The organism is uncultured Veillonella sp. (genome assembly GCF_963524655.1).
Taxonomy (GTDB): Bacteria; Bacillota; Negativicutes; order Veillonellales; family Veillonellaceae; genus Veillonella.
In genome coordinates this window covers 1-15,034 of the sequence record NZ_CAURHA010000007.1, presented here as the reverse complement: position 1 = coordinate 15,034, position 15,034 = coordinate 1, and the positions used below count along the sequence as shown (strand labels likewise).

At 38.8% G+C, this 15,034-nt stretch carries 19 protein-coding genes and 1 riboswitch; of the genes, 1 reads left to right on the top strand and 18 read right to left on the bottom strand.

Annotated features, from left to right (window positions below; all coding sequences use genetic code 11):
• Positions 1-277 precede the first annotated feature (277 nt).
• The 6 genes from RYM16_RS02540 to RYM16_RS02515 form a co-directional block, all read right to left on the bottom strand.
• Complete coding sequence (locus tag RYM16_RS02540; protein WP_314982104.1) at positions 278-907, bottom strand: superoxide dismutase; 630 nt, start codon at positions 905-907, stop codon at positions 278-280.
• Positions 908-1,115: 208 nt separating this feature from the next.
• Positions 1,116-2,420, bottom strand: coding sequence for a phosphomethylpyrimidine synthase ThiC (gene thiC / locus RYM16_RS02535; protein ID WP_314982103.1), 1,305 nt, complete (start codon positions 2,418-2,420; stop codon positions 1,116-1,118).
• A gap of 83 nt (positions 2,421-2,503) precedes the next feature.
• Positions 2,504-2,610, bottom strand: a riboswitch (TPP riboswitch).
• Positions 2,611-2,778: 168 nt separating this feature from the next.
• Complete coding sequence (locus RYM16_RS02530) at positions 2,779-3,318, bottom strand: cysteine hydrolase family protein (RefSeq protein ID WP_009352296.1); 540 nt, start codon at positions 3,316-3,318, stop codon at positions 2,779-2,781.
• Positions 3,319-3,412: 94 nt separating this feature from the next.
• Positions 3,413-3,931, bottom strand: a complete 519-nt coding sequence (locus tag RYM16_RS02525) for a phosphatidylglycerophosphatase A (protein ID WP_009352365.1) — start codon at positions 3,929-3,931, stop codon at positions 3,413-3,415.
• Positions 3,932-3,941: 10 nt separating this feature from the next.
• Positions 3,942-4,337, bottom strand: a complete 396-nt coding sequence (locus tag RYM16_RS02520; protein WP_314982102.1) for a hypothetical protein — start codon at positions 4,335-4,337, stop codon at positions 3,942-3,944.
• Positions 4,338-4,434: 97 nt separating this feature from the next.
• Positions 4,435-4,779, bottom strand: a complete 345-nt coding sequence (locus RYM16_RS02515) for a zinc ribbon domain-containing protein YjdM (RefSeq protein ID WP_257846825.1) — start codon at positions 4,777-4,779, stop codon at positions 4,435-4,437.
• Between the two features lie 190 nt (positions 4,780-4,969).
• On the opposite strand from RYM16_RS02515, the gene RYM16_RS09060 reads away from it, so the two are divergent.
• The gene (locus RYM16_RS09060; RefSeq protein WP_219565824.1) at positions 4,970-5,041 is read left to right on the top strand and encodes a putative holin-like toxin; all 72 of its coding nucleotides are present in this window, start codon (positions 4,970-4,972) and stop codon (positions 5,039-5,041) included.
• Between the two features lie 174 nt (positions 5,042-5,215).
• Here the strand turns inward: RYM16_RS09060 and RYM16_RS02510 are convergent, their stop codons facing one another.
• From RYM16_RS02510 to RYM16_RS02455, 12 genes are all read right to left on the bottom strand, one after another.
• Complete coding sequence (locus RYM16_RS02510) at positions 5,216-5,713, bottom strand: ECF transporter S component (RefSeq protein WP_314982101.1); 498 nt, start codon at positions 5,711-5,713, stop codon at positions 5,216-5,218.
• A 109-nt stretch (positions 5,714-5,822) separates the two neighbouring features.
• The gene (locus tag RYM16_RS02505; RefSeq protein ID WP_314982099.1) at positions 5,823-6,119 is read right to left on the bottom strand and encodes a DUF2695 domain-containing protein; all 297 of its coding nucleotides are present in this window, start codon (positions 6,117-6,119) and stop codon (positions 5,823-5,825) included.
• 57 nt (positions 6,120-6,176) lie between these two features.
• A complete protein-coding gene (locus RYM16_RS02500; RefSeq protein WP_314982098.1) occupies positions 6,177-6,941 on the bottom strand; it encodes a leucine-rich repeat domain-containing protein in 765 nt (254 codons plus the stop codon).
• Positions 6,942-7,019: 78 nt separating this feature from the next.
• Positions 7,020-7,526 (bottom strand): YfbM family protein, encoded by a 507-nt coding sequence (locus RYM16_RS02495; protein WP_314982096.1) that lies wholly within the window; start codon positions 7,524-7,526, stop codon positions 7,020-7,022.
• 84 nt (positions 7,527-7,610) lie between these two features.
• Entirely contained in the window at positions 7,611-8,204 is a 594-nt protein-coding gene (locus tag RYM16_RS02490; protein ID WP_314982094.1) for a hypothetical protein, read from the bottom strand.
• 78 nt (positions 8,205-8,282) lie between these two features.
• Entirely contained in the window at positions 8,283-9,089 is an 807-nt protein-coding gene (locus tag RYM16_RS02485) for a hypothetical protein (protein ID WP_314982092.1), read from the bottom strand.
• Between the two features lie 72 nt (positions 9,090-9,161).
• Positions 9,162-9,704: a hypothetical protein gene (locus RYM16_RS02480; RefSeq protein ID WP_314982090.1), complete on the bottom strand. Its 543-nt coding sequence runs from the start codon at positions 9,702-9,704 to the stop codon at positions 9,162-9,164.
• A gap of 37 nt (positions 9,705-9,741) precedes the next feature.
• The gene (locus tag RYM16_RS02475; RefSeq protein WP_314982088.1) at positions 9,742-10,248 is read right to left on the bottom strand and encodes a hypothetical protein; all 507 of its coding nucleotides are present in this window, start codon (positions 10,246-10,248) and stop codon (positions 9,742-9,744) included.
• Between the two features lie 71 nt (positions 10,249-10,319).
• On the bottom strand, positions 10,320-10,751 hold the full coding sequence (locus tag RYM16_RS02470; RefSeq protein ID WP_314982086.1) for a hypothetical protein: 432 nt from the start codon (positions 10,749-10,751) through the stop codon (positions 10,320-10,322).
• Positions 10,752-10,771: 20 nt separating this feature from the next.
• Positions 10,772-11,587 (bottom strand): DUF2262 domain-containing protein, encoded by an 816-nt coding sequence (locus RYM16_RS02465; protein ID WP_314982085.1) that lies wholly within the window; start codon positions 11,585-11,587, stop codon positions 10,772-10,774.
• A 119-nt stretch (positions 11,588-11,706) separates the two neighbouring features.
• Positions 11,707-12,537 (bottom strand): DUF6630 family protein, encoded by an 831-nt coding sequence (locus RYM16_RS02460; protein WP_314982083.1) that lies wholly within the window; start codon positions 12,535-12,537, stop codon positions 11,707-11,709.
• A 159-nt stretch (positions 12,538-12,696) separates the two neighbouring features.
• Positions 12,697-15,034 (bottom strand): YadA-like family protein (locus RYM16_RS02455; protein WP_314982081.1); only part of this gene is annotated, 2,338 nt, incomplete at its 5' end.

Here is a 15,034-nt window from a genome sequence, read left to right as displayed (position 1 = left end):
GTATCCATGGCTATACTTTTGAAAGCACTTCCTAAAATTTTTATAAAACATGTAAGGATATCTCAAGATAAGGGAGCTTGTTCAATAAGACAACTAAGCAACTAGACATAAAAATAACGGATAGATGATACATCAACCCCCAATGCATGAGGAGATTAACCAACTATCCGTTATATATAAATTAGTTTGCTTCTTCAATTCCTAATTTAAATCCTGATTCTGTTTCTGTTTCTGTTGATGTTTCTGTTTCTGTTTCTGTTTCTAACAAGTATATCACTTAATCGTGATGTGGTTTCAATGCTTTTTCGTAGTTTTCAGAAACTTTGTCCCAGTTAATGACACGGAAGAATTCCTTGATATAGTCTGGGCGACGGTTTTGGTAGTGCAAGTAGTATGCATGTTCCCAAACGTCTAAGCAAAGAATTGCTTTTTTACCTTCTAATAGAGGGTTATCTTGGTTCGCAGAGGATGTTACTTCAAGATTACCTTCTTGGTTAACTACGAGCCAAGCCCAACCAGAGCCAAAACGTGTTGCCGCCGCAGCAGAGAAGCTTTCAACAAAAGCATCATAGCCACCAAGTTCAGCGTCGATAGCCTCTTTTAAAGGGCCTTGCAATTTAGATGTGTCTGGTTTTGTCATGATTTCCCAGAACATAGTGTGGTTCTTGTGACCGCCGCCATTGTTGATAACCGCTTGACGGATGTCCTCTGGCACATTAGCGATATCGCCAAGAATGCAGTCTACACAGCCATAAGCAAGATCAGGATATTTTGCGATAGCAGCATTTAAATTATTAACATACGCTTGATGGTGCTTGTCATGATGCAATTTCATTGTTTCTGCGTCGATAACAGGCTCAAGATAATCATAAGCATATGGTAATGGTGCAAGTTCGAAAGGTTTCATAATAGTCCTCCTTAAATTTAGGGCACGAACGATATTTGTTATTGCCTAGTATCGTTCTTGTGAAAGCGTTTCGATGCACCTGCATCGGGTAGTTATTATTGATATGAATTATCATTCTTTATTTATTGTATCCTTTATATAGAAAATCGTCAATATAACTATAAGACTGATAATGCATAGCTTCATTCCCCAAAATGTATTAAGACCATTATAAGATATCTATATATTCACTATTTAAAGCCTTATTCATGCTGCGTACGGCACAGAATTTGCCACACATACTACACGTTTCACTATGGCCTTCCTCTGGAGCACGACTTTCACGAATGGCACGAGCTCTTTCAGGATCGAGGGCACAAGCATATTGGGCCTCCCAGTCAAGAACACGTCTTGCATCAGCCATCGCATCATCTCTATCTCGCGCACCAGGGATGCCTCGCGCTATATCTGCCGCATGAGCTGCAATTTTGAACGCCATGATACCATCTTTTACATCATCTGCATTAGGCAATGCCAAATGCTCCGCCGGCGTCACATAACAAAGGAAGGACGCCCCATGCATGCCCGCTACAGCACCACCAATGGCAGCAGTAATATGGTCATAGCCAGGTGCAATATCTGTTACTAGGGGACCTAGCACATAGAACGGAGCACCTCCACACAAAGTTTCTTCAATTTCCATATTAGCTTGAATTTGATTGAGTGGCACATGTCCTGGGCCTTCGATAATAACTTGAACACCCTTTTCACGAGCACGCTTTGTGAGTTCTCCAAGACGAACGAGCTCCTCAATTTGACAGACATCTGTTGCATCCGCCAAACAACCTGGACGGCATGCATCACCTAAAGAGATTGTCACATCGTATTCTCGGCAAATGTCCAAGATATCGTCAAAGTATTCATAGAACGGATTTTCCTTACCGGTCATACTCATCCACGCAAAGATGAGGCTACCCCCACGGCTAACAATATTTAATTTACGCTTATGTTTTCTGATTTGCTCAATTGTTTGACGAGTAATACCACAGTGTAGTGTCACAAAGTCTACACCATCCTCCGCATGGAGTCGAATGGTATCTAGAAAGTCTTGAGCTGTTAGCTCTGCCAAGTCTCTTTTATGGTGAATCACACTGTCATATACAGGGACTGTGCCAATCATGGCCTTACACTCGCCAGTCAACTTGCGTCTAAAAATACGAGTGTCCCCGTGAGTAGATAAATCCATAATTGATTCGGCCCCTAGTTGGATAGCCCAATTCACCTTTTCTAATTCGCTGTCATAGTCCGTCACATCGCGCGAAGTACCTAGATTCACGTTTATTTTAGTGCGCAACGCCTTTCCAATACCTTCTGGATCAATGCATGAATGGTTCTTATTGCAAGGAATAACCACCTGTCCTAACGCCACAAGTTCTCGAATTCTCTCTTCAGAAACATTTTCCTTATTAGCTACGACCTTCATAGCCTCTGTGACAAAGCCTTTTTTTGCTGCTTCCAATTGAGTATAAAACATACTTTATTTCCTCCTATTGAGTAAAAATATATTAGCTTTGTACACAAGAAAAAGGGGATCGATACAAAATGATCGATACCCTTTAATGGTCTTTGCGTGCTTCCTACGCGGGCATGATCCCGATCAGGTCAAAGGTCAGGTGCTAACAGCCCTTTCTCAGCCTATTCCATAGGCTCCCTTGCATACTCTGCTATGTAATTATGTTTAGCATATCACTATTCAATAAATAGTTCAATATACGAATAAGTCTTAATCAATATGACTTCAATAACTAATCAACCATATGCCAGATATATATATAGAGATAAATTGGTATAGATAAATATTCAGTCAGTTAGTTAGTTGATTAACGAGTTAGTTAGTCAATGATGCACTGACACATTTTCATCGTTGTTAACGCCGCTTGGTGAGACTCTTCGGTAACGCCAGCACAGCAACTAGAGTCTACGTAAACAGGAATTTCTGGTAAACCAGCTTTCAATATAATCGCATTAGAAACAACACAAATATCTGTACATAAACCAACGAGCGTAATTGACTCAATAGGGTTGACCGAGTTCATCCCTTCCAAACGAGATAAGAGTTCAAAGGATCCAAAGTTTGGCTTATCTATAAAGGATACAGGGCTCATGATAGGGCGACCTTCTGCGGCCTCAATTAAACCTTTTACAATATGCCAGCCTTCTGTATTCTTAACACAATGCGTAACAGGTAAGAACTTACCCTCTTGGCTTTCAAGATAATTAGTATCATGTGTATCACGAGTAAAGATGATAGGCCCATCAAAGCTTTCAATTTTCTTGCGCACATTATCTACAATCACCTGCGCTTGCGTTGAGCCAAGGGCGCCATCTACGAAATCTTTTTGCATATCGATAACAACTAGAACCTTTTGCATAGTTCCTCCTGTATATAGTCTACAAAGAATACATTAATTATTCACTACACTACTAGTTATACTCTTAATTTTAGATAACATCAATAGCAAGAATTTATGCTTTTTCCTCAGCTAGCGCATGGCGCACCCGATGTGGTTCGTTATGCGCCAGTTTCCCCGCTGCAGCTGCTGCCACGGCACCTACTAAATCATCGAGGAATGTATTACAGCGACCACCCTCTTCACTATCTAGCTTTTTGATGATGCCCGGTTTTACCTTGTCTAAATAGCCATAGTTTGTAAAACCAATAGAACCATATAGATTAACGATGGAAAACGCCAAGATTTCGTCGATACCATAGAGGCTTTCATCATTAGCTACGATGCGTTGCAATGGCTGAGATAGTTTATTTTGTTCCGTCAACTTGTCTAGCTCGATGCCTGTAATAATCGCATTGTGCACCTCTCGTTTTGAAAGGACCGACGCCACATGTTCACGGCATTCTTCAATTGTTAGATTCGGCATATATGGTTTTTGAACGTATAAAACAAGCTCTGCAATATCCTCTAACGTAACGCCTCGTTCCGCCAGTAGGTCGTAAGTATATTTCTCTAAATCTTTTGTAGATTCCATAAATGCTCCTTTATTTTTTCTTAGGCTTATCTCCAGATAGCATAACAATACTAACCGGAATCGTTATTACCAGCTCTTCCTCCGTATCGACATGCTTTGTGTTCCAAGCCGCCTCTTTGGCAGCCTCTTCAAAGATAGGGTAAGCCTCTCGATCTAATTTCCAATTATTAGGCCCTGCTTCAACGGCTACGATATTGCCCTTGTCATCGGTCTTAATCTCCACGGGAACAATCAAGGTGCCGTCAGCACTCGTTTTGAAAGCCTCACTAGGAATGATGACATTATAAGAGATTTGTTGCTGTAATTCATAAGTACGCTTATCTGTGGGCTTTAAATCCGCTGCTAAAGAACTAACAATTCCCATCATAGATGCCAATACAGCCAGTAACACAACACGTTTTACCATAATTTCCTCTCGTTTAAATACTCTCACACTACACGCATTCTACGTTGATTATACCACGAAAAAATCCCTACCGACGTATCGGTAGGGATTCCTTTTATTAGATTTTTTTTACCATTTCAGATTTCAATGCCATTGCACCGAAACCATCGATTTTACAATCGATATCGTGGCCATCGCTAGCACCAGTGATGAGGCGAATGTTTTTAACGCGTGTACCTTGTTTTAATACGCCAGCGCCTTTTACTTTGAGGTCTTTTACAACAACAACTGTATCGCCATCAGCTAGCTCGTTGCCGTTAGCATCGCGAATGATACCTGCTTCAGCTGCAGCTTGTGCATCAGCTGCTGTCCATTCATTGCCACACATAGGGCAGATAAACATATGACCGTCTTCATATGTGTACTCGTCGCCACACTTAGGGCAGTTAGGTAAATTTGCCATTTAGATCTCTTTTTTCACTACATAATGAAAGTATTATACCATATAATTTCCACTAGAATCCTATATTTGTGTAAAAGTTGTACGAAATTAATTCGTATTTTTCAATATTCAAAATCCGCTATATACTAATAACGAAAGAGCCATTAACGTGAGTTAGGTTCATCTCCGTCTTTTCGAGGGAGGTGGCATTATGACTGTATACGAAGCATTATCATTAATGATTTTATTCGCTACCCTCGTAGTGTTAATTCTTAAAAAGTAACTATTAAATAGTTACAAAATAAGATAAACCTAACGTTTAAGACTAAGTACTGCAATACTTAGACACGTTAGGTTTATCAAATTTCTCACATTTTGATGAGCCTAACGCCTAGAACACGTTAACTGGCTCTTTTGTACTTATAGTATAGTCTGAATTCTAGTGACTGTCAATTTACTACCCAAGGCGTTTGCGCAAGATAGCATAGAGAATCATGCTAACGATAACGCTCATAACGGCTTGAATCGTATTAGTCAAAATGCTAGCAATGGCTACGCCTGGATCGAATACGAAGTATTCAGCGATAAAGTAGCCTGCTACGATGATAATACCACCTACAATAGTTGCCGCTAAGGCAGAGGTAGTTGTCTTATTGTTATAGACAGTACCGACAAGATAGCCTTCAATGCCTTTCACCACGAAGGTGATTGGTACAAAGACTGCGTAGCCGAGGAACAAATCAGCTAGCGCTGGGCCGATAGCACCAATATAGGCGCCGTATTTTCGACCTAATAGTAGAGCTGATGTCATAATAACGACATCTCCAACATTGAAATAGCCGCGAATGCCAGGTACTGGAATTTTCGTGTACATGGTAAACAGTGTTGCGAGGGCAATCAATACGGCTGTGAGTACTAACGCAGACGTAGTACTGCGGGTTTGAACGTGTTGCATAGCGTCCTCCTTATAAAGAAAATAGGCATGTGAATAATTACATCACATGCCTCTACTATATACCTTTATGATAACACCTGCAAATAAAAGGAGTTAACTATAGAAAATACTATTCACCGTACTCTTCAAAACGTTCCTCTACATTGTAGATAACCTCGCAATCACAGCCGCCACCTTCGTTAACGATCCAGTCTAATACACTTTCCACATCTACCTTTTGTTTTTCCAAGAATTCTCTGGTGAAAGTCAAACTATGGTCACAACCGTCATTTGCCTCTAATTTCTCGTCTACATAGTCAAAGAGATTCCAAAATAACTCTTCGTCCATAGGTAAGCTATCTTGAAAATTCTGTTTTTCTTTAGCTTTATAGTCTTTCAATAATTCCTTTTTACGCGCTTTATCCATTATGATTACTCCCTTTTATATCTTATAAGTTATAGCTCATGACTTATATCTCAAGCCTTATTGCTCATATAATTCTGGTCGTTCTAAGACTGTACCATATTTTAATTTTGGTAATTTAACGAATTCAGGATACAACTGCTTAACCTCTTTACAAGATTTTAACGTAAGATGTTCTAGATTATGGAGTTCTAAAATAGGAGAATAGTCTGTATCCATCAGTTTAGCGGTCAAGAAGCTAAAGAATCGTAGCTGTTTCATATGACGTAGAAATCCCAATGATTGAACCTTAAGAATTTTAGGCGCAGCAAAATCACCTTCTAAGGCAAGACTTTCTAGATGTTTCAGATTAGCTAATGGCGTATAATCATTAATTTTCTGAAAGTTCTCAATAGATAAAGCTACTAAATTTTCTAATTTTGAAATAGGCTCTAAGCTCGAGACACTTCTGCCAGATCCAATGTGTAGATATTCTAGTTCTTGTAAATTCTCTAATTTTGAAATATCTGGATAAACGCCCCATTTTATATGTAATCTTTTAAGTCTACGTTGGGAACACACCGCATCAAATAAGTCCTGTGACATTCTTGTACAAAACATTAGCTCTGTAAAAGTATCTGGATTATTTACTAGAAAATCACACCACTCCATCCAAATTCTCTTCTTATCTTTAGCAGAATAAGACTCATCTAACTGTGTGCAGTTGATTATCAGCTTGTCTTCACCATCATATTCAGAGACCTCTACAACAGATTTAGGCCGTGCATCATCCTTATGATAGTAGTCAAATCCATATTTAATTTGCTTTTCTGTTAACACTGCCATATTACAATTCCTCATCTTCGCCAGTCACATAATTAGTTTGGCTATAACTAGATCCATAGCCAACAAATTTTAACGACCTTAGCAAATCGATACAAGTACGTTCCCATTAGCGTCTAGCACTTGTTTATAGAAGCGTTTCATTTGTTCGAAATCATGAAGAAGTTCGTCTTTGATTTCTTCCTCTTCCTCATCGTAATCCCAAATATCTGGATATAATTCTGCCTCTTTGCAGGCTGCCATATCAAAAGATTCGAGAGCTGCTTCCATGTCAAACTGTTCTAGAGCCGCCACGATATCTGCTAACTTATCGTGTTCGGTATACGCTAAGTAATCCGATATTTCTTCAACAGCTGTTATGCCAAGCACAGCTTGACTAAGAGGGTTATTATCATCCTTATGGTCCGTTCCTACGCCAGTTAGCACAAAGTGAAGTACATCCCACATCTTGTCGATATCAAGCAATAATTCATCATCGTCATTCCACTCTTCAACGCTCTCAAGAATTTCCTCTTCTTCTGAGCCCATGGCTTTAAGCTCTTTTAAATTTACATCGCTTAAACAGCTATAATTAGCAATTAATCCCATAGTCCATAACCTCCTAATCCTATAATCTCAGTAGATATGTAATAATCTGTAATCCCCTTAGATATATAGTACTCTATCGCTTATTTAGTACTCTATCTCTGTCAGTAATTCTAGTAAATTAGCCTCTCCTTCATTAGCTTTATTTAAAAATGGCTTACCTAGTAAAAGCACTTGCAGTGAGTAGTAATAGAAGCTAAAGAATAAATCATCAGGGAATATTTCCTCTTCCTCATATCTAAGAACATCTTCGTCTTCATCGTAGTCTTCAGACCATAGGTATCCTTCGTTGAGCATATCCTCAAAGTTCGACAATGGATCTGCATGCTCTAGCATAAGACCATCTCGGATACACTCAGCAATCACAGCAAACAACTCAACCAATTGTTCTGCTAAATAATGAGCTACTTTATTCTGAGCGCTCTCTTCCTGGGCTCTCTTAAAAATACGAAGCAAGAAAATCATGGCGAATGGTGTAGCATGCCACAATGTGGATTGATGCTCAATATTTAACGCTATGTCCTCACCAGCCACATCAACAGCTTCAATACTGTTCATCTTCCATAAAACATCAAATTGATTAGGAAAATCTGTGCCCCGTCCATAAGAGGTCGTTAACCGATGCCACGGTATATCACTGACTTGTACGGTCTCTATGTATTTTTTAGTTACAGTATCCATTAAATTTACACCTTTATAGTAACAATTTTATATTTGCACATTGATATGTACGCCATAGATCAGTGCATTTATCGATGATTATTCCTGAACAACCGCTTTCACCAATTCATAGGTATCTATAAGGCGAAGTCTACCTATTCTTGGCTCGTCTGTAATCTCCTCATAGATATCCTCAAGCGTTCTTCTTGGTGCTAGTGTCCATAATTTACACGGATATAGTTCAACTGTCCCGATAATTTCCAAATTATCCAGTAACAAGCCTAAGTCCTTATGATTGAACCAACAGTCTGTATCGATACCAAAATTTGTATTATCTTTCCGGCAGGCAATTTTACTATTTAAAAACTGCTCCATTGTAGGTTTTTCTTCTTGTAAAAGCCGCGTACAGGCTAAATGATATTCGATTTTCCGCGGTGATTGATCCACGTCAGAGACAAAAATAGCACCATACTCGTTTTCAAATTTAACAGCTAATACGTCGCCCACCTTAAAATAAGGTACTCTTTTTGTTTTAGATTTACGAACCTTAATAGGCTTCGGATTTTCGCTCTGTAGCTGTACTGCTAACTTATCCAATACCTTTTGACGCTGTTTAAGGGCCTTACTATCGATGTCTAGCCAAAACTCATGAGGGCCCTGAGCGATTATATCCAAGGCTTTCTGTTTAATGTCAGTTGATAGATGCCCTATCTTCCATAACGAATAGGCCACCGCTGTCCAATAAATCTCTGTGTAAAACTCATCAGTACAAAAATTTTGTTCCTCACCTAAAATTTCAGAAATGATTGTATCAACACTGACGCCATCCTTGTATCGCTCAACAATGGCATTATAAATATCATGACCGTCGTCACTATCTATGATCTTCACTCCGTCAATTGCCATACGATTCTCCTATAACAACACAAAACCGCTTGAAATACTCTTTTATTACTGATTATTTTCCCATTTTACATATTAAAAGAATAGACTTTCATAAGGCGTAATGCTACCATCCTCTTCATGGTAAAAGCCTTGATACAGAGGTTCTCGATGTGCCGCATCATAAAACTTTTGTAATTCAACAGCCACATTTGCTTCGGAAGGCATACCTAGCGCCTGAACAACAGTTTCCCATTCATCCATTTCTGTATAGGATGTAATTTGAGTATGTCGCTCCTTAGCATACGCTTCAAGAGTACCCATGTCTGTATACTGGCTGGAGTCACAATAATCATGCCAGCAAATGCTATACACCAACAAATGGATTAAATCATCTATACTTTCAGCTATACGACCACACTCACCTTCGCTGCTCATATAACCGATAGAGCCATCCTCTAATTGATGATATTCACCGCCGGCACCATCTCGAGCAAAAGCCTTTCCATCCAAGGAAAAGGTGCATCGCCCCTCTACCTCATCCCGTTCCGTTGGCTCATCAAGCAAAAAGAAATCAAATAGAGCATCAAAATCTGCCGCCAAGTTAGAGTCTTCATGTAATAATTTTAAATAGTCCATATTCTTACCTCTTATAAATCCGCATATTCACTCTATTTCATCTCTTATTTTCCCGTAATTCTAACAACGTAGAAACCTCACTCATACTAAGATTAAACATGTTACTTTCAAGATTGATAGGCTCGAAATAATAACGAACTGTATCTGCCCCAAATTCGTCGTTTAATTTAGCCCATTCTGCCCCTGAAAGCACAGTAAACCCAAGCGTATCGTTTCCAAGGCTTTCAGTAAACCAACGCACCTCATAATCAGGCTGAACGAAGTCGTTGAAGTATTTGATAGTTACATCCCGATCTTTCTCATCACCGTAAGGAATTAAGAGTTCATTATCGCCCTTATGTAACACAATATCGTCACCATAGAGATTGCCATTACTAACAGTTTGAATATCGATAGGCTCATCCATCATATCATTGAAATAGTTCACCACATCCTCGTCATCCTCGCGCCAGTCAATCCAAATAATAGCCTCAGAATCAAATAAATCATCTAGCTCAAGGTCATGACTGAAGAAATCTCTGACTAATTTATACATATCTTCCATGGTCTCTCTCCTATATATCACTTATATTTTTAGGTAGAATACAACACCAGTATCACCAATTTAAAACAACTCTATAAGGTTTCGTATATCACATCCTGTTGAGCCGTAAAGTTTTCATCAAAAGGAACCAAAACATATAGATGTCCTGCTGGGGATTCTCCCACATCATAGCCTAGTGCAAATGCATCGTAACAACCTGATTTATCCAGCATTATATCCGTTAGCGTTAGTACAACAGACTCTACTTGCGGTATTCCCTTTTGTATGAGCCCCTTCGCCAGTTGGTCTAATTCATCTAATTGAACATATAATTGCTCCCATATTGATAGTGAAAGCACCTCAGTCTCAGTATAACCGGTACAACTAATATTAAGTTTTTTAAAGGCTTGTCCTTCATTCTCTAAACCATTAGTGCCCAATCGGCTAGATACAAAGTAAACGCCATACGGTTCTTCAGACCAGCTTTCAACATTCCATAATGTCATTAATTCCGATTTTCTCATCAGGACGCTCCATTAGTTAATCATCCTGCAATATCCGCATCAGTAGGATTTCCATCCGCATCAATATGAGCTATGATGCAGTGCCCCCAGAAGATATCATCGTCGTCATAATAGACCTCTGTAGTGCCATCGTTGCGAAACGCCAATTCGCCCATCGTAATACGCTTAGCAAATACGTCAGCTGTAATTGGGTTCTGGTCATCATTGTCTAGCCAATCATTCGCAAGATCTAGTAATTTTTCACTAATATATGTACTAATTCGTTGTTCAAATTCTTTGAAGTTATTGATTTTATTGAAAGCAGCCAATGCTACGGTACAGCTTTCATCAGAACCCTCATCCACATCAAGGGTGAATGCATAATCATCAATTCTGGCTGTGTAATATTGATACTCTCGATTTAACAGGAAATCACCCCTGTCAGTATGAAGGTATTTAGGGGTTTTCAAATAAGCCGACAACGCCTCTAACTCACTATGTTTAGCATGCTCCTCTAACACCTCAAGCACATAATAGCGATTATTCCAAGAAGGACGCATATAGCCCAAATCCTCTAAAGGCTTTGCTTTCTTAACCAACAATTTGTAAACACCATGGGGCTCAAAAGAATAACCCCATCTATCGTCAAGCCCCTCAATAATCCACGTCAAAATGCCTTCGCTACGGTCAAGCAAGCCAGTTCGAGTATCTACGATAGCATCGGTAGACACTAGTGGTCTATGGTACTTATCTAAATAAGGACTAGCCCCATTCGCATCACTGCGCGGCAATGCATAGATTTCAAACTCTTCCGGCTCAAACTCTGCTTCATATTCTGGTAGACGTACAATACTCATATGACTCTCTCCTATTTATCACATTTATACGGTGCAAACTAATTACAGTTTAGAACTACATCCTTATATAGATGATTCCATAGCATAATTGCTTCTATAGCATCATAATTTCTGTTATATCATAAGCGTTCAGCTACATCGATTCTATGTAATAGCTCTTTAGCTAGTTCTTGGGCTGTTTTGAATTCCTCATTTGAAAGCACCATAAGTACAAAACTATCGGTTCCGATATCCATGCCGGCTAACGTATAGTTTTCCCACCTAGAGTTAAGATCTGCACACCAGTCCATAATAACTTGATCTTCATCTAATGCTGCTGGGTCAATCGTTAGATTTTCGCTGGTATCTAAAGACTTGTTACGTATTAACTTCTGTACATTATGTATAAAATCCTCTAATTCACATTTACAGCTTAGCTCTACTGCATATCCTTTATCTACTAATTTCTCATAGAGGTTCCACCAACTATCTTCTAATTCTTCCATGGAACGCAACTTTGCCTTGGACATAAACGATTTAGCTTGTTTAGCATCGCCTAGTAATAATGTTGCTAGGTCTGTAAATGTAGGTCGCATCTGATCGATATCTAGATTCACTACTTCCACACACGAACTACAATCAGGTAATCTGCGTTTTTTCACAAAGGCCCCCATCATCTTTATTGCATCAGGATAACTTACATCAGCCATACGATACGTCTTACCATCTATATCTAAGAATATATCTACTGCATCTGGTGTTTTTCCTACACGCGCTTTCATAGCTGTACAGCCATCGATGGCATGAGGTGGATACAATTCTATATACATGAAAAACCCATCATGCATGGCCTTTAAGGTGTTATCTATTCCGACTATATTAAAACCGTTTCGATTATAATCAGGGCTCTTCATACGCCACTCTTCGTAATTATCGAAAAGCTTTTCTTGAATCCAATTGTAAAAATTCATAAGGATATACCTTTATATAACTACCTTTTACAAATACACTATTTTATCTAATTATAACATTATTTATAAATTAAACAGCATGATTTATAAGTACTTTAAATAACAAAATATAAACACAAAAATAGGGAGGCGAACATGTCGCATCCCTATTTTATTGGATTATAAGCCTAATTTTTCCATAACCATTGCCAATTTAGCTTTAGTTTCTTCATTTTCTTGTTTAATTCTTGCATTTTCTTCTTTCAATGCAGTAATTTCATCATTCATTACGTATATAGAGCTAATTGGGCCACCTTTATAACGTTCAGGAATTGCTTTTTTTGCTGTGGATGAACCTACTTTTTTAGTTACCCCAACATTGAACATGTTATTTTGATCATCAAGAGTTACACCAGCATGGAGCATAGTACTTTCATCAGTGAAATGAGCCACACCAACTGCTACAGCAGATTTATTATGATAATGACCATATGCAGCCATGATTTGAGTTGGTTCCAATGGATCGTATTGAATTGGTTTCAAACCAGCCAATGCTGCCGCATTTGCACCAGTTGTATTTATTTTGCTATCCAAACCATTAAACGCACTGTTTACACCACTCAAAGTAGCTTGTACTTGACCTACAGTTGCTGCATCAGTAGCAGATGTACCAGGTGCTACATTATGGATTTGGTTACCTCCATTATTCAAGCCATCACTTGTCAAGGATACTGTCTTACCAGGGTTTGTAGGACTAGAAGCACCTGTAATAGTTACACCATTACCATTAGTTATAGTTGTGTTACCAGCTGCATCTGTGGTTGTTACATTTGTAACAGAGATTGAATCTTTAAGTGCAACATTAAATACTTTACCATTTGTAGCTGTATCTAGTGATTCTGTAACTTTGATATTATTACCTTCCGTAACTTTACTATGTGCGCCTCCACCGATACCAGAGATCATATTTTGTACTTGAGTCAAGTTAACTGCATCGGTACCATTAACCGCTGTTGCTACATTACTAATTATTTTCCCACCAGCATTGATACCATCTTTTGTAATGCTAGGACCAGTAGCAGCACCAGTATTATCAGTGAAAGATAGACCAGAGCCATTGACAACTGTTGTATTACCAGTAGCATCTTTAGATGTTAGACCAGCATTGCTAATTTTAGTGTTACCAGTTGTAACAGAACCATTAGTGCCAAGATCAATATTTTCAGCTAATTTAACAGTTAATGTATCTGTACCATTTGCAGTTACCACAACATTGTTAGTTGTGCCATTACCAGTTGTACCACCAACTACATTAACAGTCGTACCTAATGCACGGTTGAATTGTGTGCCAGTATCTCCTTTAAAAGTCAATCCACTATTAACGGTATTAGTCAAATTAGTGATATTTTGTTTTACATCAAATAATTGACCACCATTGACTGCCTCTTTACTATTAGCAGCAACTGTGCCATTAGCAATATTAGTTAATTTAGTTGTAGCACTAGTTGTTGTACCATCTGGATTTACGAGGCTAGCTACTGGGTTAGTTACAGCCGTTGCACCCGCTACAGTTGTACCGTCTGCATTTACTTCATTTGCTTTATAGTAGTTGCCATCGTTGGCTTTTTCTAAACGCTCACCAGCATCATTTGTGTACACGATAATACCAGCTTCGCCATTACGAATAGCATTTGTTTTATCCGTTAAATCTTTACCATTTAATCCATCTTTACCTGTTGGCCCAGTAATAGATGCTCCAGCTGTACCATTAGAACCATCTCGACCATCTTTACCATTGCCAGCTACAGTAGCGGCTGTATTAATTTTATCCTTGATAGATTGTGCTAAATCAACGGTAATGGCATTGCCATTTGCAGTCGTTGTTACATAATTAGCAGTACCATTGACTGTAAGAGATTGAGTGGCTAATGCTACGGTTCCTGTCGTACTGTTATCTGCCGCAGTCTTAAGTGTAGTCGCCCCTCCCGTTGTAGGGATTGCTGCAATCGCTGCCTCTAATTGATTTTTATTAACAGCATCCGTACCATTAACGGCTGTGGCTACATTGCTAACTGTTTTATTACCCGCATTGATACCGTCTTTTGTAATGCTAGGACCAGTTACAGTATTAGTGCTATCTTTGAAAGATACACCAGAACTATTTACAATTGTTGTATTGCCTGCAGCGTCTTTTGAAGTTAAACCATCATTACTAATGACAGTATTGCCCATTGTAACAGAACCCGCTGTACCAAGATTAATCTTTTGTGCCAATTTAACTAACAATGTATCTGTACCATCAGAAACTACACCAATGTTACCATCTGTTAATACAGCACTAGTTGCTGTATTCCCTTTAATATTTAGTGTTTCGTCTAGTTTGCGAGTGATAGTTGTACCTGTATCACCATCGAATTTGATTCCTTTTGTAGTAACTGCAGTATTGGCAGCGTCTGCTGTTGTTTTTACATCAAATAATTGACCACCATTGACTGCCTCTTTACTATTAGCAGCAACT

What these genes read in the sequence shown, in the direction of transcription:
- RYM16_RS02525 (WP_009352365.1), bottom strand. Translation starts at nt 3,931, where the DNA reads ATGGAATCTACAAAAGATTTAGAGAAATATACTTACGACCTACTGGCG.
- RYM16_RS02465 (WP_314982085.1), bottom strand. Translation starts at nt 11,587, where the DNA reads ATGAGTATTGTACGTCTACCAGAATATGAAGCAGAGTTTGAGCCGGAA.
- RYM16_RS02475 (WP_314982088.1), bottom strand. Translation starts at nt 10,248, where the DNA reads ATGGAAGATATGTATAAATTAGTCAGAGATTTCTTCAGTCATGACCTT.
- RYM16_RS02470 (WP_314982086.1), bottom strand. Translation starts at nt 10,751, where the DNA reads ATGAGAAAATCGGAATTAATGACATTATGGAATGTTGAAAGCTGGTCT.
- RYM16_RS02505 (WP_314982099.1), bottom strand. Translation starts at nt 6,119, where the DNA reads ATGGATAAAGCGCGTAAAAAGGAATTATTGAAAGACTATAAAGCTAAA.
- RYM16_RS02485 (WP_314982092.1), bottom strand. Translation starts at nt 9,089, where the DNA reads ATGGCAATTGACGGAGTGAAGATCATAGATAGTGACGACGGTCATGAT.
- RYM16_RS02515 (WP_257846825.1), bottom strand. Translation starts at nt 4,779, where the DNA reads ATGGCAAATTTACCTAACTGCCCTAAGTGTGGCGACGAGTACACATAT.
- RYM16_RS02460 (WP_314982083.1), bottom strand. Translation starts at nt 12,537, where the DNA reads ATGAATTTTTACAATTGGATTCAAGAAAAGCTTTTCGATAATTACGAA.
- RYM16_RS02510 (WP_314982101.1), bottom strand. Translation starts at nt 5,713, where the DNA reads ATGCAACACGTTCAAACCCGCAGTACTACGTCTGCGTTAGTACTCACA.
- RYM16_RS02490 (WP_314982094.1), bottom strand. Translation starts at nt 8,204, where the DNA reads ATGGATACTGTAACTAAAAAATACATAGAGACCGTACAAGTCAGTGAT.
- RYM16_RS02540 (WP_314982104.1), bottom strand. Translation starts at nt 907, where the DNA reads ATGAAACCTTTCGAACTTGCACCATTACCATATGCTTATGATTATCTT.
- RYM16_RS02495 (WP_314982096.1), bottom strand. Translation starts at nt 7,526, where the DNA reads ATGGGATTAATTGCTAATTATAGCTGTTTAAGCGATGTAAATTTAAAA.
- RYM16_RS02530 (WP_009352296.1), bottom strand. Translation starts at nt 3,318, where the DNA reads ATGCAAAAGGTTCTAGTTGTTATCGATATGCAAAAAGATTTCGTAGAT.
- RYM16_RS02500 (WP_314982098.1), bottom strand. Translation starts at nt 6,941, where the DNA reads ATGGCAGTGTTAACAGAAAAGCAAATTAAATATGGATTTGACTACTAT.
- RYM16_RS02520 (WP_314982102.1), bottom strand. Translation starts at nt 4,337, where the DNA reads ATGGTAAAACGTGTTGTGTTACTGGCTGTATTGGCATCTATGATGGGA.
- thiC (WP_314982103.1), bottom strand. Translation starts at nt 2,420, where the DNA reads ATGTTTTATACTCAATTGGAAGCAGCAAAAAAAGGCTTTGTCACAGAG.
- RYM16_RS02480 (WP_314982090.1), bottom strand. Translation starts at nt 9,704, where the DNA reads ATGGACTATTTAAAATTATTACATGAAGACTCTAACTTGGCGGCAGAT.